Raw genomic sequence first — 26,159 nt, 5'->3', positions numbered from 1 at the left:
CGGGGAAAATGGATCCCTCCAGGCATTGTCGAGGCGTTATGACCAGTTACCCTCTGATTGCTGAGGTGCCGAATCAGCAACATACTTTAACCGCGATCGTCGAACAGGATGCGCGCACCGCCTATTTTTATATCTGGCCCAACGACCTGTTTCGCAGCCAGTACGCTGTTCGCGGCTGCTGGCTGCGCAACCTTCTGCCGGCACCGGCAGAGGAAGATCGCGAAGCGATGGAGCAGGGGATCGCGCCGCTGCTGAGCGCAGAGTATTGCCGCACGCTGGAGGCGGAGCCGATGCTCGATCCCGCAGGCCTGCAGGTATTGTGGGAGCCGGATGATACCGGTGCTGCCCTGTGGTACTACGGCCAGCTGCTGGCGGTGATCCCCGGCTGGAGCCTCTATCAGAGCAAACAGGTCAGCTTCTCAGCCGGCTGTATCAGGAAAAACCGCCTGACGGCGCCGCTGGGTTCCGCCTCCACCAATGAATACTATGCGCGTGCTGAGCAGCAGCGTCACTTCTGGCGCGACTGGCACGACGACCAGCAGTGGGAAAAAATTCAGCATGAAATGCTGCAGGTCTTCCAGGCGCGGTGGGGTGAGTCGGTCAAATATTACGCTATCGATCAGGGCAGCTGGCCGCCGATGGCGCTTTCTCAGCACTGGCATAACGGCGTCTGGTATTTTGTCACGCTGGGAATGAGCATTCGTCCGATGCCGCAGGTCGATTATCTGTTTGAAGAGCTGGCTCCCCAGTACCGGCGGGTTGAGCTGGCGCTGGCGGTAGATGGCGAGGTGATGACCGAGGCCAACGCGGTGCAGATGGCGAGCGCGCTGGCTGAGTTTGCCCATCTGCCGTGGGCGCGGCTGACGTGGATTGGCGAAGGGCATACGCTGGCATCTGAAGTGGCGCCGGTCGGCTTTGAAAGCTTTCTGCTGGCTAACGCGCTGGCACCGGAGGCGGTGTCGCTGCGATTGCCGAAGCGCGACGGCGATCGGCCGGAACTGCTCTGGGCGACGCCGATCACCGAAGCGGAACGCCACTTTGCGCAGTCGGATGAACAGGGCGGACAGCAGCTGCTTCAGCGGCTGCTGGCGGAGGGCAACAGCCATATCTTCCGCCCGCGTCAGGAGGTGGTGGCGCCGCCTCAGTAAACGCCCGCCCTTCTTCTGTGAAGAGGGGCGCGCTGTCTCCAGGCAGGCAATTCTCCGCTCTGCTTATCGCCGGTTATTCCTACCCTGTAAAAATAGTCACCCGATTCAACTATTTGCTTTTTTTGTGATCCCGCGCCTCTCAAGTTCCCCATTAACACGCCGTTAACCTCGATCAGGCAACTCGCCAACCAGGGTAAGGGCATCCGAATGTTTAAAACGACACAATCCCGTTTCACCGCGACGCTGGTCGCATTTTTTGTTGTGCTGATGCTGGTCACTGTACTGGTGATCAATCAGTTTATCGCACCGCAGCTGAGTCAGAATGAGAGCCGCCTGGTGCGCTATGAAGTTGATGGTCTGGCCGGACGCATTGTTGAACAGATGAACCGGGTTCAGGCGCAGCAGCGGGCGATAACGGAAGCAGCGGGCGTGATGGAGAGCGCAACGATAGAAACGCTGCTGCCGGCGCTGGTAAACCAGTACCAGGACAGCAACGTATTTGGCGGCGGGATCTGGCCGCTGCCGAACCGGCGCGATCCGGCAAAAGAGAAAGACAGCACCTTCTTTGCGCGCAACGCCAGCAATCAGCTGCAGGTCAATACTTACTGGAACTCCGATGCGGCCGATAAGTACTGGGAGCAGCCGTGGTACAAAGCGGGTATGGCGGCAGCAAAAGGGCAGTGCGCCTGGGCCAAAGCCTATCAGGATGCGGCCAGCCCGCAGCCGCGTACCAACTGTGCGATGGCTATCTATCGCGACGGCAGCGTCTGGGGCGTCGCCACAATCGATGTCACGCTGGGCTTTTTTAATCAGCTGGCGAAGCAGATGGGTGACGCCATTAAAGGCCGCGTGCTGATTGTTGAAGCGGATGGCAAAGTGGTCGGGAACGCGGCGCTGCTGGACGGTGCGCCAAAGCTGGAAAACCTGAGCGATACCCGGCTGCCGATGGCCACTGCGCTGAAGTCGCTGCTGACGCAGGCGGGGAGCGAGCCGGCGCAGACAACGTTTAGCGGTGAGGATGGTGAGCATACGCTGTTCCTGCAGGCGATCCCCGGCAGCCCGTGGTATCTCGCCAGCGACGTCCCCTCCAGCCTGCTGGATGCACAGACGCACAGTATGCTGACGCGGCTGGGCGTGGTACAGATCCCGCTGGCTATTATTCTGCTGCTGGTATCGCTGGGCTTTGTCCGCGCAATGATGAAGCGTCTGGGCGTGCTGCACAAAAATATTGAAGCACTCTCAACCGGCGGCGCCGACCTCACACAGCGCCTGCCTGCCAGCAATAGCCCGGAATTTAACGCCGTGGCTGAGAGCTTTAACCAGTTCATCAGCTACCTGCAGGGGCTGATGCGTCAGGTGGGCGACAGCGCGCTGGCGATCACGGCGGCCTCGCGCGAAATTGCCAGCGGCAACGCCGATCTCTCTGCGCGCACCGAATCGCAGGCCAGCTCCATTGTCGAGACGGCAGCCTCAATGGAGGAGCTGACCGGCACCGTGCGCCAAAACGCCGATAACGCCACCCACGCTAATCAGCTGGCTGACGGCGCAGCCACCGTGGCGGCGCGCGGCAGTGAAGTGGTGCGTCAGGTCGTGACCACTATGGGGGAGATCCACCACTCATCGCGTAAAGTCGTCGATATCATCAGCGTCATCGACAGCATCGCGTTTCAGACCAACATTCTGGCCCTGAACGCGGCGGTTGAAGCGGCGCGCGCCGGAGAGCAGGGGCGCGGTTTTGCGGTGGTGGCCTCAGAAGTACGCAACCTTGCGCAGCGCTCAGCTAACTCAGCGCGCGAGATTAAAAAGCTGATTGAAGAGTCAGTGGCAAATATTGATACCGGCAGCCAGCTGGTTGAGCAGGCGGGACAGACCATGGATGAGCTGATGCAGGGCGTCAGCAGCGTCACCACCCTGATGAGCGAAATTATGTCCGCCAGCCGTGAGCAGAGCATGGGTATCGATCAGGTTAACGTCGCGATCACGCAGCTGGATGGCAGCACGCAGCAGAACGCCGCGCTGGTAGAGCAGGTCTCTTCAGCCGCGCGTGCAATGGAGGAGCAGAGCGTGCAGCTGGAACAGGTGGTGCAGAGCTTCAGACTATAACCGCACTCATCACTATTGCGGCGGCTTACAGGCTGCCGCAATCTCATTGTGCTTTACCTCTGCATACCTTCTTCTTCGCCGATTCAGATTATGCCTGCTAAGCTTATTTTTTACCGCGCCAGCGCACGAAACGTGCGCCTTTTTCTCCGCTGCTGCCACGGCGATTGTGTACAATAGCAGGGATTTTTCTGAAGGAGCCCTCATGCCTGCCATAGAAGTTATTCTTGTTGACCACCTCGATCGTCCCACCGGCAAGATGGAAAAGCTGGAAGTGCATGAAAAAGGCTTACTGCACCGCGCAGTAACGGTTTACGTGTTTAATTCGCGTCATGAGCTGCTGCTGCAGCGGCGTGCCAGCAGCAAATACCACTGCGGCGGACTCTGGAGTAATACCTGCTGCAGTCATCCGTTTCCGCAGGAGCCGACGCTCGATGCCGCTGAGCGCCGTCTGCGTGAAGAGATGGGACTGAACCTGGCGCTGACGCCGGTATTTGAGCTGAGCTACAACCTGCCGCTCAGTAACGGCCTGATTGAACATGAGTATGGACACGTCTTCTTTGCCATCAGCGATGAAGAGCCGGTGCTGAACCCGGAAGAAGCGGACGCCTGGTGCTACCGTTCAGTCGGGCAGATCCAGCAGCAGATGGAGACCGAGCCGGAACAGTTTACGCCATGGTTTCTGCACACCTTCCCGCGTATTCCGCATACGCTGGGTGACTTTCGCCTCACCGCCTGACACGCCCCTCTCTCCGGACACACCTCGCGCCTTCTGTGCGGGGCAATTTTTGCCCGGCTTAACAAAACAGACGTAAAATCTGCGCTTTTTTCCCGTCGCCTGCTGCGCCAGGCTACGCTTGTTTATCACCGGGTGCTAAACAGGGCATAAGGAAAACATCATGATTAAACAGGGGTTACTGGGGCTGATTGCCCTGTCGCTGAGCATGGGCGCGGCGCACGCCGCCGATGCGGTCAAGGTCGGGTCGAAAATCGATACAGAAGGCTCGCTGCTGGGCAATATTATTCTGCAGGTGCTCAATAAGCACGGGGTCAAAACCGTCAACAAAATTCAGCTCGGCAATACGCAGGTTGTTCGCGGTGCCATCGTCGCGGGCGAGCTGGATATCTATCCGGAATATACCGGCAACGGCGCTTTCTTTTTTAACGATGAAAAAGCGAGCGCGTGGAAAAATGTGCAGCAGGGTTATGAGAAAGTCAGACAGCTCGATGCAGAGAAGAATCATCTTATCTGGCTGACGCCGGCACCCGCCAATAACACCTGGACCATCGCCGTGCGTGGCGACGTGGCGCAGCAGAATAAGCTGAACTCGCTTGACGATCTCAGCGCGTATCTGAAACAGGGCGGCACGTTCAAACTGGCTGCCTCTGCGGAATTTATTGAACGCGGTGATGCCCTGCCGGCGTTTGAAAAAGCGTATAACTTCAAACTCAATCAGTCGCAGCTGCTTTCGCTGGCAGGCGGCGATACGGCGGTCACCATTAAAGCCGCGGCGCAGAAAACCTCTGGCGTCAATGCGGCGATGGCGTACGGAACGGATGGCCCGGTCGCGGCGCTGGGTCTGCAGACGCTGAGCGATCCCAAAGGCGTACAGCCAATCTATGCGCCGGCGCCGGTCGTGCGTGAAGCGGTACTGAAGCAGTATCCGCAGATGGCAGAGTGGCTGCAGCCGGTGTTCAGCAAGCTGGATGAAAAAACGCTGCAGCAGCTTAATGCGCAGATTGCGGTAGAAGGGCAGGACGCCAGCCAGGTCGCAATCGCGTGGCTGCAGCAGAACAAGTTGCTGTAAAAGGTGCGACAGCTGCTGCTGCGCCCCGGCCGCCAGCCGGTCACGCTGCTGCTGACGGCGCTTATCACGCTGACGCTGCTGACGCTGCCGTTTCTGCGCTTTGCGGCTAACCGGCTGGTATCGGGCGAGCCGCTGATGGTGTGGCAGGTTGCGCACGCCGGCTGGCTGGCGCTGCCGATCGCGCTGCTCTGGCTGAGCCTGTTCGGGCCGCCGGGCCGGCGTACGGCTCTGCTAACCCTGCTGGGCGCGCAGGGTCTGTTTGCACTGCTTATCGGCCTCGGCGGCAGCGGTGCCAGCGAGCTGGCGCGCAGCAGTTCGCCGCTGGCGCGCACGGCGTTTGGCAGCGGTTTATGGTGTGCGGCCGGATTATCGCTGCTGCTGGCAGCAGAAGCGATCAGAGCAATAAGCCGGCAGGCTGTCTGGCGCATTCTGCTGAATCTGCAGACCGGCGTGCTGCCGCTGCTGCTTTTACTGACCGGCTGGCTGGATCAGCTGTCGCTGCTGAAAGAGTATGCCAGCCGCAGCACCACGTTCCATGCGGCCTTTAGCCAGCACCTGCTGCTGGTCTGCGGTACGCTGATGCCGGTGCTGCTGGCGGGGGTGCCGCTGGGGCTGGCCATTGCGCGCCGTCCTGGCTGGCAGCGGCCGGTATTCAGCCTGCTGAATCTTATCCAGACCATTCCCTCTGTGGCGCTCTTCGGGCTGCTTATCGCGCCGCTGGCCGGGCTGGCTGCACATTTTCCCGTACTCGGCCGTTTTGGCATCAGCGGTATCGGTATGGCGCCGGCGCTGATTGCGCTGGTGCTCTATGCGCTGCTGCCGCTGGTACGCAGCGTGGTGGCCGGGCTGGAGCAGGTGCCGCCTGAAGTACGCGAAACCGCACGCGCCATGGGCATGAGTTCCGGACAGCAGTTCTGGCTGGCGGAGCTGCCGCTGGCGCTGCCGGTCTGGCTTGCCGGTTTGCGGGTGGTGGTGGTGCAAACCGTAGGTCTGGCAGTCGTGGCGGCGCTGATTGGTGCCGGCGGCTTCGGGGCTATCGTCTTTCAGGGATTGCTGAGCAGCGCGCTGGATCTGGTTCTGCTGGGGGTGATCCCGGTAGTGGCGCTGGCGGTACTCTGTGATGCGCTGCTGCGGCTGCTGTCCGCGCTGCTGGAGAGAAAAGATGATTGAATTTCATAACGTGAGCAAACAGTTTGCCGGTAAAACGGCGATTTCCGATCTCTCTTTGCAGATCGGCCAGGGGAGTTTTACGGTTCTGATCGGCACATCCGGCTCCGGTAAATCGACCCTGCTGAAGATGATCAACCGGCTGGTGGAGCATGACAGCGGCGAGATCCGCTTTGCGGGCGAGCCTATCGGCCAGATGAACGTCCGCGCACTGCGCCGGCGCATCGGCTACGCCATTCAGTCAATCGGCTTATTCCCGCACTGGAGCGTGGCGAAAAACATCGCCACCGTGCCATCGCTGCTGGGCTGGCCCGCACAGAAAATTGCGGCACGGGTGGCAGAGCTGCTGGCGCTGCTGAATCTCGATCCCCGGCTGGCGACCCGCTATCCGCATCAGCTCTCCGGCGGGCAGCAGCAGCGGGTGGGGGTAGCGCGCGCGCTGGCTGCCGATCCGGAACTGCTGCTGATGGATGAGCCTTTCGGGGCGCTCGATCCGGTAAACCGCCAGGCGCTGCAGCAGGAGATGCTGCGCATTCAGCGGCTTACCGGCCGCACCATCGTGCTGGTGACGCACGATATTGATGAGGCGCTGACGCTGGCTGACCAGCTGGTATTGATGGATAACGGTAAGATTGTGCAGCAGGGCGCACCGGTTACGCTGCTGACGCAGCCCGCCAGCGACTTTGTCCGCAACTTTTTTGGCCGCAGCGAGCTGGGCGTGCGGCTGCTGGCGCTGGGGCAGGCGGGCAGCATGGCGCGCCGCGGCGAATGGGTTGATGCCGAGCCGATTACCGCTGCGCTGTCGCTGCGTGAAGCGCTGTCGCAGTTTATCGCACGCGGGACCGATACCTTACCGGTGGTGGATCAGCAGCAGCAGCGGGTGGGCGTGTTGCATTTCAGCGATCTGCTGCGCCCGCGGGAGGCGCAATGAAGCGCCTGTTACGCGAGCCGCTTAGCTGGCTGATTGGGCTGTTTTTACTGCTGCTGTGGGGATTACCGCACAGTGAGGCGCTGTTTGCCTGGTGGTTTCCCCGGCTGGAGCGTCCGCTCTATCAGCAGGAGAGCTTCTGGCGTCTGACGCTGGCCCATCTCTGGCTGGTCGCCAGCGGCACTCTGCTGGCAACGATTGTGGGCGTGGGCGGGGCAATTTTTGCCACGCGCCGCGCTGGCGAGGCGTTCCGGCCAACGCTGGAGACGCTGGCTGCGGCAGGACAGACCATTCCGCCGGTTGCGGTGTTAGCGATTGCCGTACCGGTGATGGGATTTGGCGCAACGCCTGCAATTGTCGCGCTGTTTCTTTATGGCGTACTGCCGGTATTGCAGGGGACGCTGGCGGGTATTGAGAGCGTGCCGGCCAGTAACCGGGAGATCGCAACCGGGCTTGGCATGGGGCCGTGGCGGCGCCTCTGGCAGATTGAACTGGCGCTGGCTGCGCCGGTGATGATGGCGGGTATACGCACATCGGTGATGATCAATATCGGGACTGCGGCTATCGCGTCAACGGTAGGCGCGGCCAGTCTGGGTTCGCCCGTTATCATTGGTCTGAGCGGCTTTAACACCGCCTATGTCATTCAGGGAGCCATACTGGTTGCGCTGCTGGCGCTGATCTGCGACCGGCTGCTGGAGCGGGTGCAGCGCTGGTTTACCGGGTATGCAGAATAAGGCTGTAGCCTACCAGCATCATGCCACCCATACCGCCTATCGCCATGATGGCGAACAGCGTACCGATAAAAATTTTATTCCAGTTCATTGCAGTACCTGATTAATGCCGTGAGTCAGGCATGATAACGCGCGCCCGGCAGAGGAAAAAGGCCTGACGTGCGGTTTTACATTAAGCCGGTTCGTGCATCTGTATGGAAAACCCCTGCGCCTGCCAGTGTTCAAACTGCTCCTGCTGACGCCGCGTTGGCCGTTTCCCGGTCCAGATAAACAGATGCTGTCCCGGAAAGAGCTCAGGGCGCGGCATATCCAGCGGTTCAGCCAGCACATCCATGCGCCAGCCGTGCTGTGCCAGACGCCAGGCTTCCAGCCAGATTCGGGTGCGATCTTCCACGGCCCAGCCGATAATCAGCGCATCTTTACCTGGTTTTTTGCGGGCACCCGCCAGACAAAACGCGACGTAATCGATGATAGCGCCGTCCAGCAGGCTGCACATCGTGCGGGCAGTGTTTTGATCGAGACCCAGACGCTGGCGTACCGGCACAAAAACGTGATCGATCAGTGCATCAATCGGATGCTCACGACCGATGGTGGCAATCTTGGTGCGCAGCTTTGACGCGCGGACGTGGCGCAGCACGCTCATCAGCTCTTCCTGCAGCGCAGTCCAGCCGTCGTGCACGTTGACCGTTTCACCCTCAAGCAGCGCTTTTACTTTACCGACGGGCACGCCGCTCTCTATCCAGCGTTTAATCTCTTCGATACGCTGAACATCTTCATCATCAAATTGTCGATGACCACCTTCGGTGCGCTGAGGCTTTAACAGACCGTAACGTCGCTGCCAGGCGCGAAGTGTTACCGGGTTTATTCCACAGCGCTCGGCAACATCGCCGATACTGTATAAGGCCATAATGTCCTCAAATATTGCGACCTGCATAAAAACACCTTAACCGTCGGGGCTGCCTTGTACAATCTTTATTTTATTGTACAACTTGAGTTTTTTCCCGATTTTCGGTTAATTCTCAAATAAGAGAGTAATTTCTCATATCTGAGAGGGCACTATGTCAGTAACTGAAACGGATAACCGGCTGGCGCTGCGGCTCGCTGAGCTTCGTGAACAGCAGGGCTGGTCGCTGGATGAACTCGCTCAGGCTACGGGCATCAGCCGGGCCTCATTGTCGCGCATTGAACGCGCTGAGACCAGTCCTACCGCCGCATTACTTAACCGGTTATGTCATGCCTATGGCGTGACAATGTCACGTTTGCTGCAGGAGGTCGAAGATGAGACGCTGCTGCTGATAAAAGCTGACCAGCAAACCTGCTGGCGCGATCCCGATAGCGGCTTTCAGCGTCGCACCCTTTCTCCTCCTGCAAGGCAGTTTAAAACAGAATTGATTGAAGGGGTACTCCCGCCAGGCGCACATATTTATTATGACACGCCTCCTCTTCAGGGGCTTGAGCAGCATATCTGGCTGCAGAGCGGCGGCTTAACGATCGTGATGGAGCAGCAGCGCTGGACGCTGGCTGCCGGCGATTGCCTGCGTTTTCACCTGACGGGACGCTCCGCCTTCAGCGCCGATGCGCAAGCGGGCGCCCGCTATATTCTGGCGGTATGCAAACCATGATCGCGTTTTCTCAGCTTACTGCTGCCAGCGCAGCACACGCTATCGCTCCGCTGAGCGATCTGCTGCAGGCCTGTGTCGCAGACGGTGCCAGCGTGGGCTTTACCGACGCCGGCGATCGGCAGGTTATAGAGCGCTTCTGGCAGGCGAGAGCCGCTGCGCTGGCAGATGAAAGTCATATTTTGCTGGTGGCCTGGCAGGATCAGATCCCGGTGGCGACCGTAACACTGAGCGGCAGCCCGATGCCTAATGGTTATCACCGCGCAGAAATCAGCAAGCTGCTCGTGCACCCGCAGCGGCGACGGCAGGGCATTGCGCGTCAGCTGATGCTGCAGGCGGAAGAGCTGGCCCGGGCGCAGAAAAAAACGCTGCTGGTGCTGGATACCCGCAGCGGGGACGTGGCCAGCCAGCTCTATCTCTCTCTGGGCTGGCAGAGCGCCGGAGAGATACCGCACTATGCCTGCTCAACGGAAGGGGTTATGGAGGCGACCACCCTGATGTACAAACTGCTGTAACGGGCAGCGGGTGCGAAAAAAGATGCGCTGAGGCTGACGCTGCCAGATTACTGTGTAAAAATACAGGCCGGATTAACTCAACAGTAATAATTATGGCTCTGACAGCAGCGATTAAAAGCCAGATTGCGCAATGGTATAAGGCGCTGCAGCAGCAGGTTCCTGACTTTATCCCGCGCGCGCCGCAGCGCCAGATGATTGCCGAAGTGGCAAAAAGTCTGGCGGGCGATGAGGGGCGCCATCTGGCTATTGAAGCCCCTACCGGCGTGGGTAAAACGCTCTCTTATCTGATCCCCGGCATTGCGGTAAGCCGTGCCGATGAAAAACGACTGGTGATCAGCACAGCCAACGTGGCGCTGCAGGATCAGATTTTCACCAAAGATCTCCCGCTGCTGAAAAAGATCATCCCCGATCTCACCTTTACGGCGGCCTTTGGCCGCGGACGCTATGTCTGCCCGCGTAATCTGGCCGCGCTGGCCGCCAGCGACGATCAGCAGGGCGACCTGCTGTTCTATCTGGATGAAGAGGCGGTGACCGGCTCAAAAGAGGAGCAGAAAATCTGTTCCGGGCTGGAGAAAGATTTCAGCCGCCATACATGGGATGGCCTGCGCGATCACGCGGAGAAGGCGATCGATGACAGCCTGTGGCGGCGCCTCTCGACCGATAAAGCCAACTGTCTGGCTCACCACTGCCGCTGGTATCGTGAATGTCCCTTTTTTGTCGCCCGGCGCGAGATTGAACAGGCTGACGTCGTCGTCGCAAACCATGCGCTGGTAATGGCAGCTATGGAAAATGAGTCGGTGCTGCCGCCGGCAAAGCATCTGATGCTGATACTGGATGAGGGCCACCATCTGCCGGAAGTGGCGCGTGACGCGCTGGAGATGAGCGCCGAGATCACGCCAGGCTGGAGCGGGCTGCAGCTCGATCTCTTCATACGGCTGGTGGAGACGATCATGGCGCAGTTCCGCCCCAAATCGCCCCCGCCGCTGACCAATCCTGAACGGCTCAAACAGCACTGCGAAGAGATGCGCGAGCTGCTGCAGGCGCTGAGTCAGGCGCTCAATCCGCTGCTGCCGCCCGATAATCAGCCGGGTGAGTTTCGTTTTGTGCTGGGGGAGCTGCCGGAAGCGCTGCTCACGCTCTGTGCGCGACTGTTTAAGCTTAGCGACGCGCTGCGCGGTCTGAGTGAGGGGCTGCTGAATGAGCTGGGCGAGCAGACCGGTAAGGCGGATATTATGCGCCTGCATAAAGCGATTCTGCAGCTCAACCGGCACTTTGGCTGGTTTGAAGCCATCAGTAAACTCTGGCGGCTGGCGGCGATGGAAAAAGCCTCAAACGCGCCGGTCTCTAAATGGGTTACGCGTGAACTGCGCGAGGGGCAGGCGCACCTGCTGTTTCACTGCGCCGGCATCCGCGTCAGCGACCAGCTGGAGAAGCTGCTGTGGCGTAAAATTCCGCATGTGGTCGTGACATCAGCCACGCTGCGTTCGCTCAGCAGCTTCAGCCGCCTGCAGGAGATGTCGGGACTGAGTGAGAAAGCGGGCGATCGTTTCGTGGCGCTCGATTCTCCGTTCAATCATGTCGACCAGGGCAAGCTGGTGATCCCGCAGATGCGCTATGAGCCGCTGCTGGCAAACGAAGCTGAGCACATCGCCGAAATGGCGCGCTTTTTCCGCCAGCAGATGGCGGAAGGGGAACATAAAGGCGTGCTGGTGCTGTTTGCCAGCGGACGGGCGATGCAGCAGTTTGTTGCGCAGCTGCCGGAGCTGCGTCTCACGATGCTGGTGCAGGGCGATCAGCCGCGCTCCCGGCTGGTGACGCTGCATCGCGAACGGGTGGCCGCAGGAAACAGCAGCATTCTGGTGGGCCTGCAGTCGTTTGCCGAAGGGCTCGATCTTAAAGGCGATCTGCTGTCGCAGGTGCATATTCATAAAATCGCTTTCCCGCCGGTAGACAGTCCGGTAATTTTGACCGAAGGCGAGTGGCTGAAAAGCCTGCGCCGCTATCCGTTTGAAGTCCAGAGCCTGCCCAGCGCCTCGTTTACGCTGATACAGCAGGTCGGGCGCCTGATCCGCAGTCATCACTGTTTTGGTGAGATTGTGATCTACGATCGCCGTCTGCTCAGCAAAAGCTACGGTAGCCGGCTGCTGGCGGCGCTGCCGGTGTTTCCGATCGAGCAGCCTGCGGTGCCGGAAGAGAAAAAAAGCGCCAGGCGCAAACGAAAAGCCTGAGTAGCCGCGCTGAGCGGCTACTCGTTCCGGCCGCCGCACTGCGGCGCGCCCAGAAAGCAGGAAGCGTAACTATGGAACTGAATAAAATTATTAAAGAGATCGGGCGCGGTAAAAACCATGCGCGCGATATCGATTTCGACACTGCGGTGGCGCTCTACAGCGCCATGCTGGCAGACGAGGTGCCGGAGCTGGAGCTGGGTGCGATCCTGATTGCGCTGCGGATTAAAGGCGAAGGCGAAGCGGAAATGCGCGGTTTCTATCACGCCATGCAACAGCGTATGCTGCGGCTGCAGGCGCCGGCCGGCCGGCCGATGCCGATTGTGATCCCCAGCTATAACGGCGCGCGCCGTCAGGGCAATCTGACGCCGCTGCTGGCGCGGCTGCTGGTAAAGCTGGGCTTTCCGGTGCTGCTGCACGGTGTCAGCGAAGACGCCACGCGCGTAACCAGTGAAGCGGTGCTTGCCGCATCAGGCATCGCGGCGGTAACGACCGCCGCGCAGGCGCAGGCGGCGCTGGATAACGGCGAGCTGGCGTTTATCACCATCGATAACCTCTGTCCGCCTGTGGCCAGACAGCTGGCGCTGCGCTGGCGGATGGGCGTGCGCAACAGCGCGCATACGCTGGCAAAGCTGGCCACGCCGTTTGCCGAACGCGCCGCGCTGCGTCTTGCCAGCGTGTCGCATCCTGAATATGTGCCGCGCGTCGGCGCATTTTTCCAGGCGATAGACGCGCCCGCTATTCTGCTCAACGGCACGGAAGGCGAGGTATATGCCAGTCCGCTGCGCTGTCCGGCGATCAACTATATTGCCGGCGCGGCGGGTGAGGCGCAGATCTGGGTTGAGCGGCAGCCGGAGCGTGTGGAAGCGCTGCCGGAGAACAAACAGGCTGAAACCACCGCGCGCTGGAGTGATGAGGTGCTGAACGGCACGCGTGCCGTGCCGCAGTCGCTGCGGCTGCAGCTCGCCTGCTGCCTGGTGGCAACGGGTGAAGCGGCAAACTTATCTGCTGCTGAGATCAGGCTGCAGCAGGCGGGCATGTAAGCGCGGTGCAGGGCGTGCTGCGCACCCGGTTTAGCAGACGGCAGCGGCTCAGCGTTTCGCCAGTACGCTCTCCACCAGTTTCTGCCAGAAAGTAATCCCCACCGGCAGCAGCGCATCATTAAAATCGTAGCTGGCGTTATGCAGCGGCGCAGAAGGCACCTCGCCGTCGGCGCCCAGCCAGAAGTAGGCGCCCGGACAGGCTTCCAGCATACAGGCGAAATCTTCTGACGCCATCGACGGGCTGCACGCCCATTTTACCTGCGCGTCCCCCAGCATCTGCTCCGCCACCTCGCGCACCTGCTGTGCCGGGGCAGGGTGATTTGCGGTCACCGGATAGCCGGGATACCAGTGAATGTCACCGCTGACGCCAAACGGTCGCGGCAGCGCGGTCACAAACTCTTCAATCAGGCCGCGCACCCGCTCGCGCACCTCCGGCTGCAGACAGCGTACCGTGCCGCGCAGCGTGATCTGCTCCGGGATGACGTTAATCGCCTCGCCGCCGTGGATCTGCGTCACGCTCACCACGGCGGACGCCAGCGGCGAAAGGCGGCGTGAAGGGATGGTCTGCAGCGCCAGCACCAGCTCAGCCGCCACGACCATCGGATCGGCGCCGCTTTCCGGCATGGCCGCATGACAGCTGCGGCCGGAAAGGGTGATCTCAAAGGAGTCGAGCGACGCCATCATCGCCCCCGGATTCACCGCCAGCGTGCCGAGCGGCAGTCCGGGCCAGTTGTGCATTGCATAGACGGCATCCATAGGGAAGCGCGAGAAAAGACCTTCTTCTACCATGCGGCGTGCGCCGCCGAGGTTCTCTTCGGCGGGCTGAAACAGAAAGTGGATGGTGCCGCTGAAATCGCGCGTGGCGGCGAGCTGGCAGGCGGCGGCCAGCAGAATAGCGGTATGGCCGTCGTGACCGCAGGCGTGCATCACGCCGGGCCGGGTCGATTTCCACTCCGCGCTGCCTTTTTCTGTGATCGGCAGCGCATCCATATCAGCGCGCAGTCCAATCACCGGCCCCGGACCGTTCTCCAGCGTACCAATGACGCCGGTGCCCGCTATGCCGCGGAATACCTGAAGCCCGGCCTGCTCCAGTACGCGGGCGACCAGCTCGCTGGTCTGCTGTTCCTGATAGCCCAGCTCAGGCAGTTGATGTAACTGATGACGCCAGTTAAGGGCATTTTCCAGCAGGAGAGCAGGCAGACTCATAACAGAGGGCTCCGTTTGCAACGCGCGCCAGCGCAGGGGATAAGTCATCACTGTAGTGATATGTCGCCGGAGCGTCTATCGCTAAAAGGAATAATTTGGCTATAGATTATATCCTTGTGGAATATACAACTCTCCCTGATAGCGGCTACGCTTCCCTGCGTAAACGGCCGTTACGTTAGCATCGGCAGGTTCAGCCCGTGCCGCACGGCGCACGCCTGCGCCTGCTCGTAGCCGGCATCGGCATGGCGCATTACCCCGGTGGCCGGGTCATTCCACAAAACGCGCGCCAGCCGTGCATCCGCCTCCGGCGTACCGTCACAGACAATTACGACGCCGGCGTGCTGGGAAAAACCCATGCCGACGCCGCCGCCATGATGCAGGCTGACCCAGGTGGCGCCACCGGCCGTATTCAGCAGCGCGTTAAGCAGCGGCCAGTCAGAGACCGCGTCCGAGCCGTCGCGCATCGCTTCCGTTTCGCGGTTAGGCGATGCCACCGAACCGCAGTCGAGATGATCGCGGCCAATCACCACCGGCGCTTTCAGCTCGCCTCTGCGTACCATCTCGTTGAACGCCAGCGCGGCCAGATGGCGTTCGCCCAGTCCGAGCCAGCAGATACGGGCGGGCAGGCCCTGAAAAGCGATACGCGCCTGCGCCATGTCGAGCCAGCGATGCAGATTGAGGTTATCCGGAAACAGCGACTTTAATTTTGCGTCCGTTTTATAAATGTCTTCCGGATCGCCCGAGAGCGCCACCCAGCGAAACGGGCCTTTGCCCTCGCAGAACAGCGGGCGGATATAGGCGGGAACAAAACCAGGGAAGTCAAAAGCGTTGCTGACCCCCTCGTCCAGCGCCACCTGCCGGATATTATTGCCGTAGTCCACGGTCGGCACGCCCATATGGTGAAAATCGAGCATGGCCCGGACGTGCACTGCCATGGAGGCGCGCGCCGCCTGTTCAACGCCTTTCGGATTGCGCTGGCGCTCCGCCTGCCAGCGTGCCACCTCCCAGCCCTGCGGCAGATAGCCGTTGACCGGATCGTGCGCAGAAGTCTGATCGGTCACGATATCGGGGCGTATGCCGCCGGCGCGGGCGCGGTTTACCAGCTCCGGCAGGATCTCCGCCGCATTGCCCAGCAGGCCGACAGAGATCGCCTCTTTTGCCGCCGTGGCCTGTTCAATCAGCGCCAGCGCCTCATCCAGCGTACGCGCTTTGTGATCGAGATAGCGGGTGCGCAGGCGAAAATCGATGCGCGACTCCTGGCACTCAATCGCTAATACGCAGGCACCCGCCAGCACGCCGGCCAGCGGCTGTGCGCCGCCCATGCCGCCGAGGCCCGCGGTGAGGATCCAGCGACCGGTAAGATCGCCGTTATAGTGCTGGCGGCCCGCTTCGGCGAAGGTCTCAAACGTTCCCTGCACAATGCCCTGGGCGCCAATGTAGATCCACGAGCCGGCGGTCATCTGGCCATACATCATCAGGCCGGCGCGATCCAGCTCATGAAAATGATCCCAGTTCGCCCAGTGCGGCACCAGGTTAGAGTTAGCCAGCAGCACGCGCGGTGCGTCGGCATGGGTGCGGAATACGCCCACCGGTTTACCGGACTGGATCAGCAGCGTCTCATCCGGCTGCAGCAGGCGCAGCGAGCGCAGGATCTGCTCAAAACAGGGCCAGTTACGTGCGGCTTTGCCGATGCCACCGTAGACCACCAGATCGTCCGGACGTTCGGCGACATCGGGGTCGAGGTTATTCTGGATCATGCGCCAGGCCGCTTCGATAAGCCAGTTAGCGCAGTGCAGTTCACTGCCATGCGGGGCACGGATTTCGCGGGCCACGGCCTGCGTCAGGGTTTCGCTCATGATTCACTCCTCAGTGCTGGTTCTGGCGCTGGCTCGGCAGCAAGGTTATTAGCGCGTCGGGCCACTGCGTGCCCGCAGCCCACAGACGCATCGCTTCGATATCGGGTGCCAGCAGGCGGTCGCTGGCAAGAAACGCCACCCTGCTGCGAATGCGCTGCATCTCCTGTTCAAGGATGGCCGAACTCTGCAGCGGCCGGTGAAACTCAATGCCCTGGGCTGCGGCCATCGCTTCAATGCCGACCACCGCAGCGGTGTTAAAACACATCTCCCCGAGACGGCGTGCTGCATAGGTGGCCATAGAGACGTGATCTTCCTGATTCGCTGACGTAGGCAGGCTGTCTACGCTGCCAGGGTGCGCCAGCGATTTGTTTTCTGATGCCAGCGCGGCAGCGGTCACCTGGGCAATCATAAAGCCGGAGTTGACGCCGCCATCCTGCACCAGGAAAGGCGGCAGGCCGGAGAGAGTGCTGTCAAGCAGCAGCGCCAGACGGCGCTCGGAGATAGCACCTATTTCGGCCACGGCGAGCGCAATAATGTCAGCCGCAAACGCCACCGGCTCGGCGTGGAAGTTGCCCCCGGAGATCACTTCACCGCTGTCGCTGAAAACCAGCGGGTTATCGGAGGCGGCATTGGCCTCAATCTGCAGGACGCGCGCGGCGTGGCTGAGATTATCAAGGCAGGCCCCCATCACCTGCGGCACGCAGCGAACAGAGTAGGGATCCTGAACCCGTCCGCAGTGGGTGTGCGACTGCAGGATCCCGCTGCCGCTGAGCAGCGAGCTGACGGCGGCGGCGACAGCGATCTGGCCAGGCTGGCCGCGCGCCTGATGAATGCGCGCATCATAGGGTTTAACCGAGCCTTTAATCGCCTCCAGCGAGAGCGCGCCCGCCATCAGTGCAGCAGCAAAGAGATTTTCCGCTTCAAACAGGCCGCGCAGCGCCAGGGCCGCTGAGACCTGGGTTCCGTTCAGCAGCGCCAGTCCCTCTTTTGGCCCGAGGACAATCGGCGTCAGTCCGGCGCGCGCCAGACCTTCCGTTGCCGGCCGCCGTTCACCGGCAATGCGCACCTCGCCTTCACCCAGCAGCATCAGCGACAGGTGTGCCAGCGGAGCCAGATCGCCAGACGCGCCTACTGAGCCCTTAGCCGGAATAGAGGGCATCACGCCGGCGTTAAACAGCGCCAGCAGGGCATCCACCAGCTCAATACGGACGCCGGAATGACCGCGCGCCAGACTGATAATCTTGCTGGCAACCACCAGACGCGTGACGTTATCCGGCAGCAGATCGCCGAGGCCAACGCTGTGCGACAGCACCAGGTTACGCTGCAGCTCAGCCAGGCGGGCAGCGGGAATTTGCGTCTGTGCCAGCTTGCCAAAGCCGGTATTAATGCCATACACCACACTGCCGGACGCGACGATATCGTCGACGGTCGCATGAGCGCGGTGAATAGCACTGCGCGCCGCTGGCGTCAGGTGTAACGTCACCGGCTGCTGATAGATAGTGCGCAGGGTCGCGAGATCCACCTTACCGGGTTCCAGGCAGATTTCCTGCAGTGCATGCGACATGATCTACTCCTGTATATACAAGTAAGTGGCGGGAAAAGTCACGCTTCTTAACGCCATGCGTCAGGTTACTTCACCCGCGGTAAACCGAGTGAAGCACAGGTTTGTTATTCCTGTCTATACAAGTAGCAAGCGCTATGCCAGTTTCACTGCAATTTGTGAAATGTGCCGCACTGCGGGCAGGCAGGCTAATCAGCCAATTTGATGCACGCTAAAGCAGCAGCCTCTGCACCCGCAGCCGCTGCGCTGCACTACTGCATGTCTATACATCTGCCTGGCGGAACAGTAAACTTTCCTTCTCAGAGCAGAAAGGAACAGCAGATGACCGAGCAAACGGCACTGGCGCAGTTAGCCGCCGCAATGGGCGATGAACCGGCACCGATTTACCAGCGCGTCAAACAGGCGATTATCAGCCAGATCCGCGCGGGAGAGTGGAAAGCCAGGCAGCGTGTGCCCTCCGAGAGCGAGCTGGTCAGCGAGCTGGGCGTGAGCCGGATGACCATCAACCGCGCGCTGCGTGAACTCACCGCCGAGGGCTATCTGCTGCGTATGCAGGGGGTGGGCACCTTTGTCGCGGAGATGAAAGGCTACACGGCGATGCTGGAGGTGCACAATATTGCGGATGAGATTGCGCAGCGCGGTCATCAGCACCGCTGCCAGATCCTGACCCTGACGCAGGGGCGGGCGGATCCGGAGCAGGCGGCGCTGCTGGGGATGCGCACCGGCCAGCCGCTGTTTCATTCGCTGATGGTGCATTACGAAAACGATCTGCCGGTACAGCTGGAAGATCGCCTGGTGAACCCGCAGATGGCGCCGGACTACCTGAAGCAGGATTATCACAGCGTTACCCCTTATACCTATCTGATGCGGGTCGCGCCGCTGACCGCCGGCGAGCATATTGTTGAGGCGGTACTGCCCGATTTGCGCCAGCGCAGGCATCTCGCGCTGGAGGAGCACGAACCCTGCTTATTGATTCGGCGGCAGACGTGGAGCGACAGTAAGATTGTGACCTATGCGCGGCTGCTCTATCCCGGCTCGCGCTATAAGCTGCTGGGACGTTTTAAAGGACACGGCTGAGCCGGCACCAGAGCAGCAGGGCATCGCAGCTCTGCGGCGTCAGCGTCAGTGGCTCATCCAGCCACCAGATCCCCTGCGTCTGGTGCAGGACCTCGCCGGAGGCGTACTGCCACGCACCGGCTAACACATACGACACCCCGTGCCGGCTCTGCTGCGGTGCCTGCTGCAGGATGCTGACCTCCGCCCGCCAGCTGTCGCGGCGGGTCATGATATTGAAATCGCTGCAGCGGCCGTGCACTGTCGCCTGCACCGGGGCTTCTCCGGCGAAGCGCCACGGCTGACAGGGCTGCAGCCGGTGCGTCAGCCCGCCGCTCTGCAGCAGCGGGCTGTCGCCCTGCAGCAGGGTAATCACCCGATCCACGCCAGGAAACAGCGAAAAAGGGCCGCTGGCGTCAAGCGTGGCGATGCTGGCACGCCAGGCGAAATCCGCCGCGCCGGGGGGAAAGCTGACGATTTCGCGCGTCTCGCCGCCGCCGTTGCGCCAGCGGCTGACCGGCAGCGCGTCGTGGCAAAAGCGGCGGATCACTGCAGCGCCCGCAGCGCGTCGGCAACGCGGATGGCCGCCTGCGCCTCTTCTGCATGCTGGCCGTCAGCGATCACCTGCCGGCCGGCGACAAACGTATCGCGGATCCCGCTGCGCGCGCCGGCAAACAGCCAGCGATTGAGCAGCGCATCGGAAGGGGTTGCGCTGAGCAGCGGGTCGTCGCGCAGTACCAGCCAGTCGGCGCGCAGGCCGGGTGCCAGCACGCCGCTGCGGATGCCGCACGCCTGAGCGCCTCCGGCCGCAGCCTGCTGCCACAGCAGATCGCCTACCGACGGCTGCTGCGGCAGCGCCAGACGGTTGCGCCGCCTGTCGCGCAGCCGCTGCCCGTACTCCAGCCAGCGCAGCTCCTCACGGGCGCTGACCGAGACGTGGCTGTCAGAGCCGATCCCCCAGCGTCCGCCCCGCGCAATATAGGTACTCGCCGGAAAAATACCGTCGCCGAGGTTGGCTTCAGTCGTCGGGCATAATCCCGCAACGGCCCCGCTGGCGGCGAGCTGCTGCAGCTCGCTCTCATCCGGATGGGTGGCGTGGATCAGGCACCAGCGTGCATCAACGTTAAAGCGGCGCATCAGCCAGGCGATGGGACGCTCACCGCTCCACGCCAGGCTGTCGCTGACCTCTTTTTCCTGCTCGGCAATGTGGATATGGACCGGCAGATCGCCCGGCGCTGCGGCCAGCACGTCGTGCATCTGCGCTTCGCTGACCGCGCGCAGAGAATGAAAACAGACGCCGTAGTTCAGCAGCGGTTTATCTGCGCAGACCGCGGCCACGCGCTGCAGCTGCTGCAGATAAGCGCCGGTCTGCTGGATAAAACGGCGCTGTCCGGCGCTGGCGGGCTGTGCGCCAAAACTGCTGTAGCTGTAAAGCACCGGCAGCAGCGTCTGGCCGATGCCGGTGCGCTCAGCGGCCAGCATCAGCTGCTGCAGCATGGCATCATCCGGATAGGGCTGGCCCTGCGGATTGTGATGCAGATAGTGAAACTCAGCGACCTGGCTGTAGCCCCCTTTCAGCAGCTCAATATAGAGCCAGGTCGCAATGTCGCCCACCTGCTGCGGCGTCAGCCGCGCTACCATGCGATACATCAGCTCGCGCCAGGTCCAGAAGCTGTCCTGCGGATCGCCCGCCACCTCAGCCAGTCCCGCCATCGCGCGCTGAAAAGCGTGCGAGTGCAGGTTGGTCATGGCGGGAATGACGGCCCCCGCCAGCGGTATAGCAGCGCCCGGCGCGCTATCTGGCGTAACGCGGGTGATAAAACCGGCGTCGCTGACCTCCAGCGTCACGTGGCTGTGCCAGCCATCTGCCAGCTGAGCGCGCGGGGCAAAATAGGTGGTCATGGTTGATCCTTCAGGCTGGAAAGTTGTATATACATATACATACTTTAACCGGGTGTGTAAATCGCCCGTACGCAGGGAACAGGGCATGAGAGACGCGAAGCAGATCGACAGCCTGTGGCTGGGCGCAGATATCGTTACGCTGCGCGACGGGCGCTACAACATCATCACCGATGGCGCGCTGGCCGTGGATAACGGCGTACTGATATGGGTCGGGGCGCGCGGTGAACTGCCGGCATTTGCGCCGCGTCAGCGGCATACGTTTAGCGGCGGCATCATCACGCCGGGGCTGGTGGATTGCCATACGCATCTGTTGTTCGCCGGCGATCGCAGCGCGGAATTTGAGCAGCGTCTCAACGGTGCCAGCTATGCAGAAATTGCTGCGCAGGGCGGCGGTATTCTCGCCACGGTACGCGCCACGCGGTCCGCCTCACAGGAGGCGCTGGTGGCGTCAGCGCGCGGGCGGCTGGCGCATCTGCTGGCGGAGGGCGTCACCACGGTAGAAATCAAATCGGGTTACGGGCTTGATGAAGAGAGCGAACTGAAAATGCTGCGGGCCATACGCCAGCTGGCAGCCGGCGTGCCGGCTGATGTCATCGCAACCTGCCTGGCCGCACATGCGATCCCGCCGGCGTTTCACGCCAATCCGCAGGGCTGGATCGATATTATCTGCCAGCGGCTGCTGCCACGGGTAAAAGAGGAGGGGCTGGCGGATGCGGTGGATGCGTTCTGTGAACATCTGGCGCTGTCGCCTGCGCAGGTCAGCGCGGTGTTTGATGCGGCGCGCGCGCTGGATCTGCCGGTCAAACTGCACGCTGAGCAGCTCTCGGCGCAGGGCGGGGCGGCGCTGGCCGCACGCTATGGCGCGCTCTCCGCTGACCATCTGGAGTACGCCAGCGAGGAGGATGTCCGCGCGATGGCAGAGCATGGCACCGTTGCTGTGCTGCTGCCGGGAGCGTTCTATCTGCTGCGCGAAACGCAGCGGCCACCGGTCGCGCTGTTCCGCCGCTACGGCGTCCCGATGGCGCTCGCCAGCGATGCTAATCCAGGGACATCACCCGCGCTTTCACTGCGGCTGATGATGAATATGGGCTGTACGCTGTTTGGCATGACGCCGGAGGAGGCGCTGGCGGGGGTGACGCTGTGGGGCGCGAAAGCGCTGGGTCTGCAGCAGACGCACGGCTCACTGGAGGCGGGCAAAGTCGCCAGCTTTGTTCACTGGCCGCTGACGCGTCCGGGCGAGCTGGCTTACTGGCTGGGCGGCGAATTGCCGTGCCGGGTTATCTATCGTGGAGAAGCACAATGAGCTTTGATTTTGTACCGGGCAGGCTGCCGCTGCTGATCTCAATACCGCATGCCGGTACGCAGCTTACGCCGGAGGTTGAGGCGGGGCTGAGCGACGCGGCACGCCCGCTGCCGGACACCGACTGGCATCTGCCGCAGCTGTACGATTTTGCGCAGGATATTGGCGCCAGCGTGCTGACCGGACGCTATTCCCGTTTCGTTATCGATCTCAACCGGCCGCCTGACGACCGGCCGCTCTATACCACCGCCACTACCGGACTCTGGCCAGAGACGCTGTTTGACGGCACGCCGGTGTTCAGACCGGGCATGACGCCGGATCGGGCGACGCGTCAGCGCTATCTGCAGACCCTCTGGCAGCCCTATCATCAGCAGCTGCAGCAGGAGCTGGCGCGCCTGAAAGCGCAATATGGCTATGCGCTGCTGTTTGATGCGCACTCTATCGCTTCACGGGTGCCCCGGCTGTTCAGCGGCGTGTTGCCCGATCTGAATCTGGGAACCAGTGATGGCGCCAGCTGCTCAGCGGCGGTGAGCGACGCGCTGGGGCAGGTGTGTAAGGCTCAGCAGCGCTATAGCTGGGTGCTGAATGGCCGTTTTAAAGGCGGTTATATTACGCGCGCCTATGGCCAGCCGGCGCAGGGCGTCGAGGCGGTACAGCTGGAGCTGGCGCAGCACAACTATATGGATGAGTCGCTGACTTTTGCCTGGCAGCCAGCGCGCGCCTCACAGCTGCAGCCGGTGCTGCAGCAGCTGATCGGCGCGCTGCTGGCGGCAGGAAAGCGTTAAACGCTTACCGCTTACGCGCGTCCGGGCGGACCAGATCAAAACGCTGCGCCTCACTGATGCCGTAATAGGCAGAAGGCCCCCCGGCGCGCAGAATCGGCTGCGCTCTGGCGGTCTGGTAAATGCCATCCTCCAGCAGGGCTTCATCAATATGAATGGCGACCGCTTCACCCAGCACCAGCCAGCTCTCCAGCTCCCCGCCCTGCGCATCCTGCAGCCGGATCAGCTGCGTCAGGCGACACTCAAAGTTAACCGGGCTCTCTGCCACCATGCTGCAGTCGATATGGGAAGCGGCAACCGGCGTCAGGCCCGCGAGCGCGAACTCATCGCTGCTGACCGAGGCGGAGCTTTCGTTCATCGCTTCCGCCAGCGGACGCGTGGCCAGATTCCAGACAAACACCTTGCTTTCGCTGATGTTCTGCACGCTGTCTTTCCAGCCGCTGCTGGCAAAGCCGATGATCGGAGGCTGGTAATTAAAACAGTTAAAAAAGCTGTACGGCGCAAGATTATCCTGGCCGCTGCCGCTCCGGGAGCTGATCCAGCCAATCGGACGCGGACCGATAATGGCGTTCAGCGGATCGTGGGGCAGGCCGTGTCCGGTCCGGGGCTGGTAGCTGTAGCGATGGCGCGTCATAAAAACTCCTGAGTCAGGGTGAAGGCACGTCGCGGCAGGCGGCGTGCATTGCAGTAAAAGGGTTCGCAGAGAGTCTGGTGTAAACGTAAAATTGCGGTAAGCGGATTGTGCGCTGGCGGCAGCCGGAGTATCTTACGCCCGCCTTACTTTCCGGAGAGACTATGAATAAGCCAGCCGCCAGTGCGCCCTTTCATCCGCGTAATCGCCATCAGGGGCGTTACGATTTTCCTGCGCTGATTGCCGCGCATCCGCCGCTTGCGCCGAAGGTTCGTCCTAACGGTCACGGCGAGCAGTCGATCGATTTCGCCGATCCGCAGGCGGTAATGCTGCTTAATCAGGCGCTGCTGAAGCTCTTTTATAACCTTAACTGGCAGCTGCCGGAAGGGTATCTGACGCCGCCGGTACCGGGGCGTGCTGATTACGTTCACGCGCTGGCCGATCTGCTGGCGGGTGATAACGGCGGGGCGATCCCGCGCGATCTGGACGTCATGGATATTGGCTGCGGCGCCAACTGCATTTATCCCCTGATTGGCCACGCCGAGTATGGCTGGCGTTTTACCGGTACGGATACCAGCGCTGAGGCGATTACCGCCGCCAGCCAGATTGTGGCGGGTAATCCCGGCCTGCAGCGTGCGGTACGTCTGCGTCGCCAGAAACAGCCGCAGGCGATTTTCAGCGGCGTGATCCATAAAAATGAGCGCTACCATGCCGTGATGTGCAATCCGCCGTTTCACGCATCGGCAGCTGATGCCGCAGCGGGCAGCCAGCGCAAAGTACGCAACCTGGGACTGAAGCAGAACGCGCCGCTCAATTTTGGCGGTCAGCAGACTGAGCTGTGGTGTGAAGGGGGCGAGCTGGCGTTTATCGGCAGGATGATCGATGAGAGCGTCGCGCTGGGCAGCAGCATTGTCTGGTTTACATCGCTGGTTTCGCGAAAAGAGAACTTACCGGCGCTGCGCGACCGGCTCGCAGCAGAGGCCTGTGAGGTGCGCATCGTCAATATGGCGCAGGGTCAGAAACAGAGCCGCTTCCTCGCCTGGAGCTTTATGACGCCCGCCGCCCGCGCGCAGCGGATGAAGCGCTAAGCGTATCACCCGATAAAAAGGCCGCCCGGTTATCCGGTGCGGCCTTATTCAGCGCGCGCAGCGCGTCAGGAAACGTGCTGCAGGAACTCGCGCAGACGTTCGCTTGGCGGCGCGGTAATCAGGGTATCCGGATCGCCATCTTCCGCAATCGTACCTTTATCAATGAAGATCAGGCGCGACGCGACTTTCTGTGCAAACCCCACTTCATGCGTGACGATCACCATCGTCATGCCTTCCTCGGCCAGATCCTGCATCACTTTCAGAACTTCATGACGCAGCTCCGGATCGAGCGCGGACGTCGGCTCATCAAACAGCATCATTTTTGGCTTCACGGCCAGCGCCCGCGCAATGGCCACGCGCTGCTGCTGACCGCCGGAGAGTTCAGCCGGAAAATGATGCGCCCGTTCCGCCAGGCCCACTTTGCCCAGCAGCTCGCGCGCCAGCCTGTGGGCCTCCTCTTTTTTCGCGCCGCGGACGCGAATCGGACCAAAGGCGACGTTATCCAGCGCGCTCATCTGCGGAAACAGATGAAACTGCTGAAACACCATGCCCGCTTCCTGACGGATCAGCCGCTCATCCACTTTCGGATCGTTGACTTTCATGCCGTCCACAATCAGATCGCCGCTGGTGATCTCTTCCAGTTTGTTGATACAGCGCAGCAGCGTTGATTTACCGGAGCCGGAAGGACCGATAATCACCACCACTTCGCCCTGATTAATTTTCAGATTGATGTCGTGCAGAACCTGCGTCTGACCGAAATTTTTAGAGACGTTTTTAAATTCAATCACAGGATTTTCACCCTTTTCTCAATACGGCGCAGCACAAAGCTCAACACCAGCGTAATAATCAGATAGATAATGGCAACCGCGCTCCAGATCTCCAGCGCACGGAAGTTACCGGCAATAATCTCCTGGCCCTGTCGCGTCAGTTCCGCCACGCCGATAACAATAAACAGCGACGTATCTTTAATACTGACAATCCACTGGTTGCCCAGCGGCGGGAGCATACGGCGCAGGGCCAGCGGCATAATCACATAGCGCAGGGTCTCGCGGCGTGACAGGCCCAGCGCCAGTCCCGCTTCGCGAAAGCCTTTGTTGATAGAGAGCACGGCGCCGCGCGTAATCTCAGCAATATAGGCGCCTGAGTTGATCATGATGGTCACGACTGCCGCCGTGAAAGGATCGATGCGCAGATCGGGAAAAGCCATTGGCAGCGCAAAGTAGATAAACATGACCTGCACGACAATGGGCGTGCCGCGGATCAGCTCAATAAATACCAGCGCGACGTTATTGGTGATCCAGCCACCGTAGGCGCGGGCAAAGCCAGCCACCAGGCCGATAATCAGGCCGCCTATCAGGCCAAGAACGGAAATCAGCAGGGTCATTTTGGCGCCTTCGATCAGAATCGGCAGGGCTGGCCAGATGACGCTCCAGTCAAACTCCATGGTGTTACTCCGGAATATGTTGCAATGGAAAAGGTAAAAGCAGGGCGCAAAG

24 protein-coding genes are annotated in these 26,159 nt (G+C 61.2%); 15 read left to right on the top strand and 9 right to left on the bottom strand.

The window, feature by feature from the left end; all coding sequences use genetic code 11:
- Positions 1-38: 38 nt before the first annotated feature.
- From DBY66_RS05735 to DBY66_RS05705, 7 genes are all read left to right on the top strand, one after another.
- Entirely contained in the window at positions 39-1,148 is a 1,110-nt protein-coding gene (locus tag DBY66_RS05735) for a suppressor of fused domain protein (protein WP_108569717.1), read from the top strand.
- 207 nt (positions 1,149-1,355) lie between these two features.
- Positions 1,356-3,251 (top strand): methyl-accepting chemotaxis protein, encoded by a 1,896-nt coding sequence (locus DBY66_RS05730; RefSeq protein WP_071669012.1) that lies wholly within the window; start codon positions 1,356-1,358, stop codon positions 3,249-3,251.
- Between the two features lie 202 nt (positions 3,252-3,453).
- Positions 3,454-3,987, top strand: coding sequence for an isopentenyl-diphosphate Delta-isomerase (gene idi, locus DBY66_RS05725; protein ID WP_039383369.1), 534 nt, complete (start codon positions 3,454-3,456; stop codon positions 3,985-3,987).
- Between the two features lie 160 nt (positions 3,988-4,147).
- Positions 4,148-5,056, top strand: coding sequence for an ABC transporter substrate-binding protein (locus tag DBY66_RS05720; RefSeq protein WP_108569718.1), 909 nt, complete (start codon positions 4,148-4,150; stop codon positions 5,054-5,056).
- 3 nt (positions 5,057-5,059) lie between these two features.
- Positions 5,060-6,226, top strand: a complete 1,167-nt coding sequence (locus DBY66_RS05715; protein ID WP_108569719.1) for an ABC transporter permease — start codon at positions 5,060-5,062, stop codon at positions 6,224-6,226.
- Positions 6,219-7,154, top strand: a complete 936-nt coding sequence (locus tag DBY66_RS05710; protein WP_039383375.1) for an ABC transporter ATP-binding protein — start codon at positions 6,219-6,221, stop codon at positions 7,152-7,154. The genes DBY66_RS05715 and DBY66_RS05710 overlap by 8 nt, the downstream gene beginning before the upstream one ends.
- Positions 7,151-7,885: an ABC transporter permease gene (locus DBY66_RS05705; protein WP_104084692.1), complete on the top strand. Its 735-nt coding sequence runs from the start codon at positions 7,151-7,153 to the stop codon at positions 7,883-7,885. The genes DBY66_RS05710 and DBY66_RS05705 overlap by 4 nt, the downstream gene beginning before the upstream one ends.
- A 169-nt stretch (positions 7,886-8,054) precedes the next feature.
- Here DBY66_RS05705 and DBY66_RS05700 read toward each other — a convergent pair whose 3' ends face one another.
- Positions 8,055-8,789 (bottom strand): MerR family transcriptional regulator, encoded by a 735-nt coding sequence (locus tag DBY66_RS05700; protein ID WP_039385767.1) that lies wholly within the window; start codon positions 8,787-8,789, stop codon positions 8,055-8,057.
- Between the two features lie 151 nt (positions 8,790-8,940).
- Between DBY66_RS05700 and DBY66_RS05695 the strand changes: the two genes are divergently transcribed.
- The 4 genes from DBY66_RS05695 to ybiB all read left to right on the top strand — a co-directional run bounded on the left by DBY66_RS05695 (position 8,941) and on the right by ybiB (position 13,284).
- On the top strand, positions 8,941-9,504 hold the full coding sequence (locus DBY66_RS05695; protein WP_108569720.1) for an XRE family transcriptional regulator: 564 nt from the start codon (positions 8,941-8,943) through the stop codon (positions 9,502-9,504).
- Complete coding sequence (locus DBY66_RS05690; RefSeq protein ID WP_108569721.1) at positions 9,501-10,016, top strand: GNAT family N-acetyltransferase; 516 nt, start codon at positions 9,501-9,503, stop codon at positions 10,014-10,016. Before DBY66_RS05695 ends, DBY66_RS05690 begins: the two co-directional genes overlap by 4 nt.
- Positions 10,017-10,108: 92 nt before the next feature.
- Positions 10,109-12,244: an ATP-dependent DNA helicase DinG gene (gene dinG / locus DBY66_RS05685; protein ID WP_108569722.1), complete on the top strand. Its 2,136-nt coding sequence runs from the start codon at positions 10,109-10,111 to the stop codon at positions 12,242-12,244.
- A gap of 71 nt (positions 12,245-12,315) precedes the next feature.
- Complete coding sequence (ybiB, locus tag DBY66_RS05680) at positions 12,316-13,284, top strand: DNA-binding protein YbiB (protein WP_039383385.1); 969 nt, start codon at positions 12,316-12,318, stop codon at positions 13,282-13,284.
- Positions 13,285-13,332: 48 nt separating this feature from the next.
- Here the strand turns inward: ybiB and DBY66_RS05675 are convergent, their stop codons facing one another.
- The 3 genes from DBY66_RS05675 to hutH all read right to left on the bottom strand — a co-directional run bounded on the left by DBY66_RS05675 (position 13,333) and on the right by hutH (position 17,910).
- Positions 13,333-14,490, bottom strand: a complete 1,158-nt coding sequence (locus DBY66_RS05675) for a M20 aminoacylase family protein (protein ID WP_108569723.1) — start codon at positions 14,488-14,490, stop codon at positions 13,333-13,335.
- A 170-nt stretch (positions 14,491-14,660) separates the two neighbouring features.
- Positions 14,661-16,346 (bottom strand): urocanate hydratase, encoded by a 1,686-nt coding sequence (gene hutU, locus DBY66_RS05670; protein WP_071669017.1) that lies wholly within the window; start codon positions 16,344-16,346, stop codon positions 14,661-14,663.
- 10 nt (positions 16,347-16,356) lie between these two features.
- Positions 16,357-17,910, bottom strand: coding sequence for a histidine ammonia-lyase (gene hutH / locus DBY66_RS05665; protein WP_039383390.1), 1,554 nt, complete (start codon positions 17,908-17,910; stop codon positions 16,357-16,359).
- Between the two features lie 318 nt (positions 17,911-18,228).
- Between hutH and hutC the strand changes: the two genes are divergently transcribed.
- Positions 18,229-18,984, top strand: coding sequence for a histidine utilization repressor (gene hutC / locus DBY66_RS05660; protein WP_039383392.1), 756 nt, complete (start codon positions 18,229-18,231; stop codon positions 18,982-18,984).
- On the opposite strand, the gene DBY66_RS05655 is transcribed toward hutC, so the two are convergent.
- Together DBY66_RS05655 and DBY66_RS05650 are read right to left on the bottom strand one after the other, a co-directional pair.
- A complete protein-coding gene (locus DBY66_RS05655; RefSeq protein ID WP_108569724.1) occupies positions 18,968-19,510 on the bottom strand; it encodes a HutD family protein in 543 nt (180 codons plus the stop codon). The genes hutC and DBY66_RS05655 overlap by 17 nt on opposite strands.
- Positions 19,507-20,862, bottom strand: a complete 1,356-nt coding sequence (locus tag DBY66_RS05650) for a formimidoylglutamate deiminase (RefSeq protein WP_108569725.1) — start codon at positions 20,860-20,862, stop codon at positions 19,507-19,509. The genes DBY66_RS05655 and DBY66_RS05650 overlap by 4 nt, the downstream gene beginning before the upstream one ends.
- Before the next feature lie 85 nt (positions 20,863-20,947).
- Here DBY66_RS05650 and hutI point away from each other — a divergent pair, with 85 nt between their 5' ends.
- A complete protein-coding gene (gene hutI, locus DBY66_RS05645) occupies positions 20,948-22,165 on the top strand; it encodes an imidazolonepropionase (protein WP_108569726.1) in 1,218 nt (405 codons plus the stop codon).
- Positions 22,162-22,947, top strand: coding sequence for an N-formylglutamate deformylase (gene hutG, locus DBY66_RS05640; protein ID WP_104084698.1), 786 nt, complete (start codon positions 22,162-22,164; stop codon positions 22,945-22,947). Before hutI ends, hutG begins: the two co-directional genes overlap by 4 nt.
- A 4-nt stretch (positions 22,948-22,951) precedes the next feature.
- Here the strand turns inward: hutG and DBY66_RS05635 are convergent, their stop codons facing one another.
- A complete protein-coding gene (locus tag DBY66_RS05635) occupies positions 22,952-23,578 on the bottom strand; it encodes a flavin reductase family protein (RefSeq protein WP_071669021.1) in 627 nt (208 codons plus the stop codon).
- 161 nt (positions 23,579-23,739) lie between these two features.
- Between DBY66_RS05635 and rlmF the strand changes: the two genes are divergently transcribed.
- Positions 23,740-24,663, top strand: a complete 924-nt coding sequence (gene rlmF, locus DBY66_RS05630) for a 23S rRNA (adenine(1618)-N(6))-methyltransferase RlmF (protein ID WP_108569727.1) — start codon at positions 23,740-23,742, stop codon at positions 24,661-24,663.
- 65 nt (positions 24,664-24,728) lie between these two features.
- Here rlmF and glnQ read toward each other — a convergent pair whose 3' ends face one another.
- Entirely contained in the window at positions 24,729-25,451 is a 723-nt protein-coding gene (gene glnQ, locus DBY66_RS05625) for a glutamine ABC transporter ATP-binding protein GlnQ (protein ID WP_108569728.1), read from the bottom strand.
- Entirely contained in the window at positions 25,448-26,107 is a 660-nt protein-coding gene (gene glnP, locus DBY66_RS05620) for a glutamine ABC transporter permease GlnP (RefSeq protein ID WP_039383407.1), read from the bottom strand. Before glnP ends, glnQ begins: the two co-directional genes overlap by 4 nt.
- Between the last annotated feature and the right edge of the window lie 52 nt (positions 26,108-26,159).

It is taken from the genome of Pantoea sp. RIT413, from assembly GCF_003057675.2.
GTDB lineage: Bacteria > Pseudomonadota > Gammaproteobacteria > Enterobacterales > Enterobacteriaceae > Pantoea > Pantoea eucrina.
This window is presented reverse-complemented; position numbering and strand designations above follow the sequence as displayed.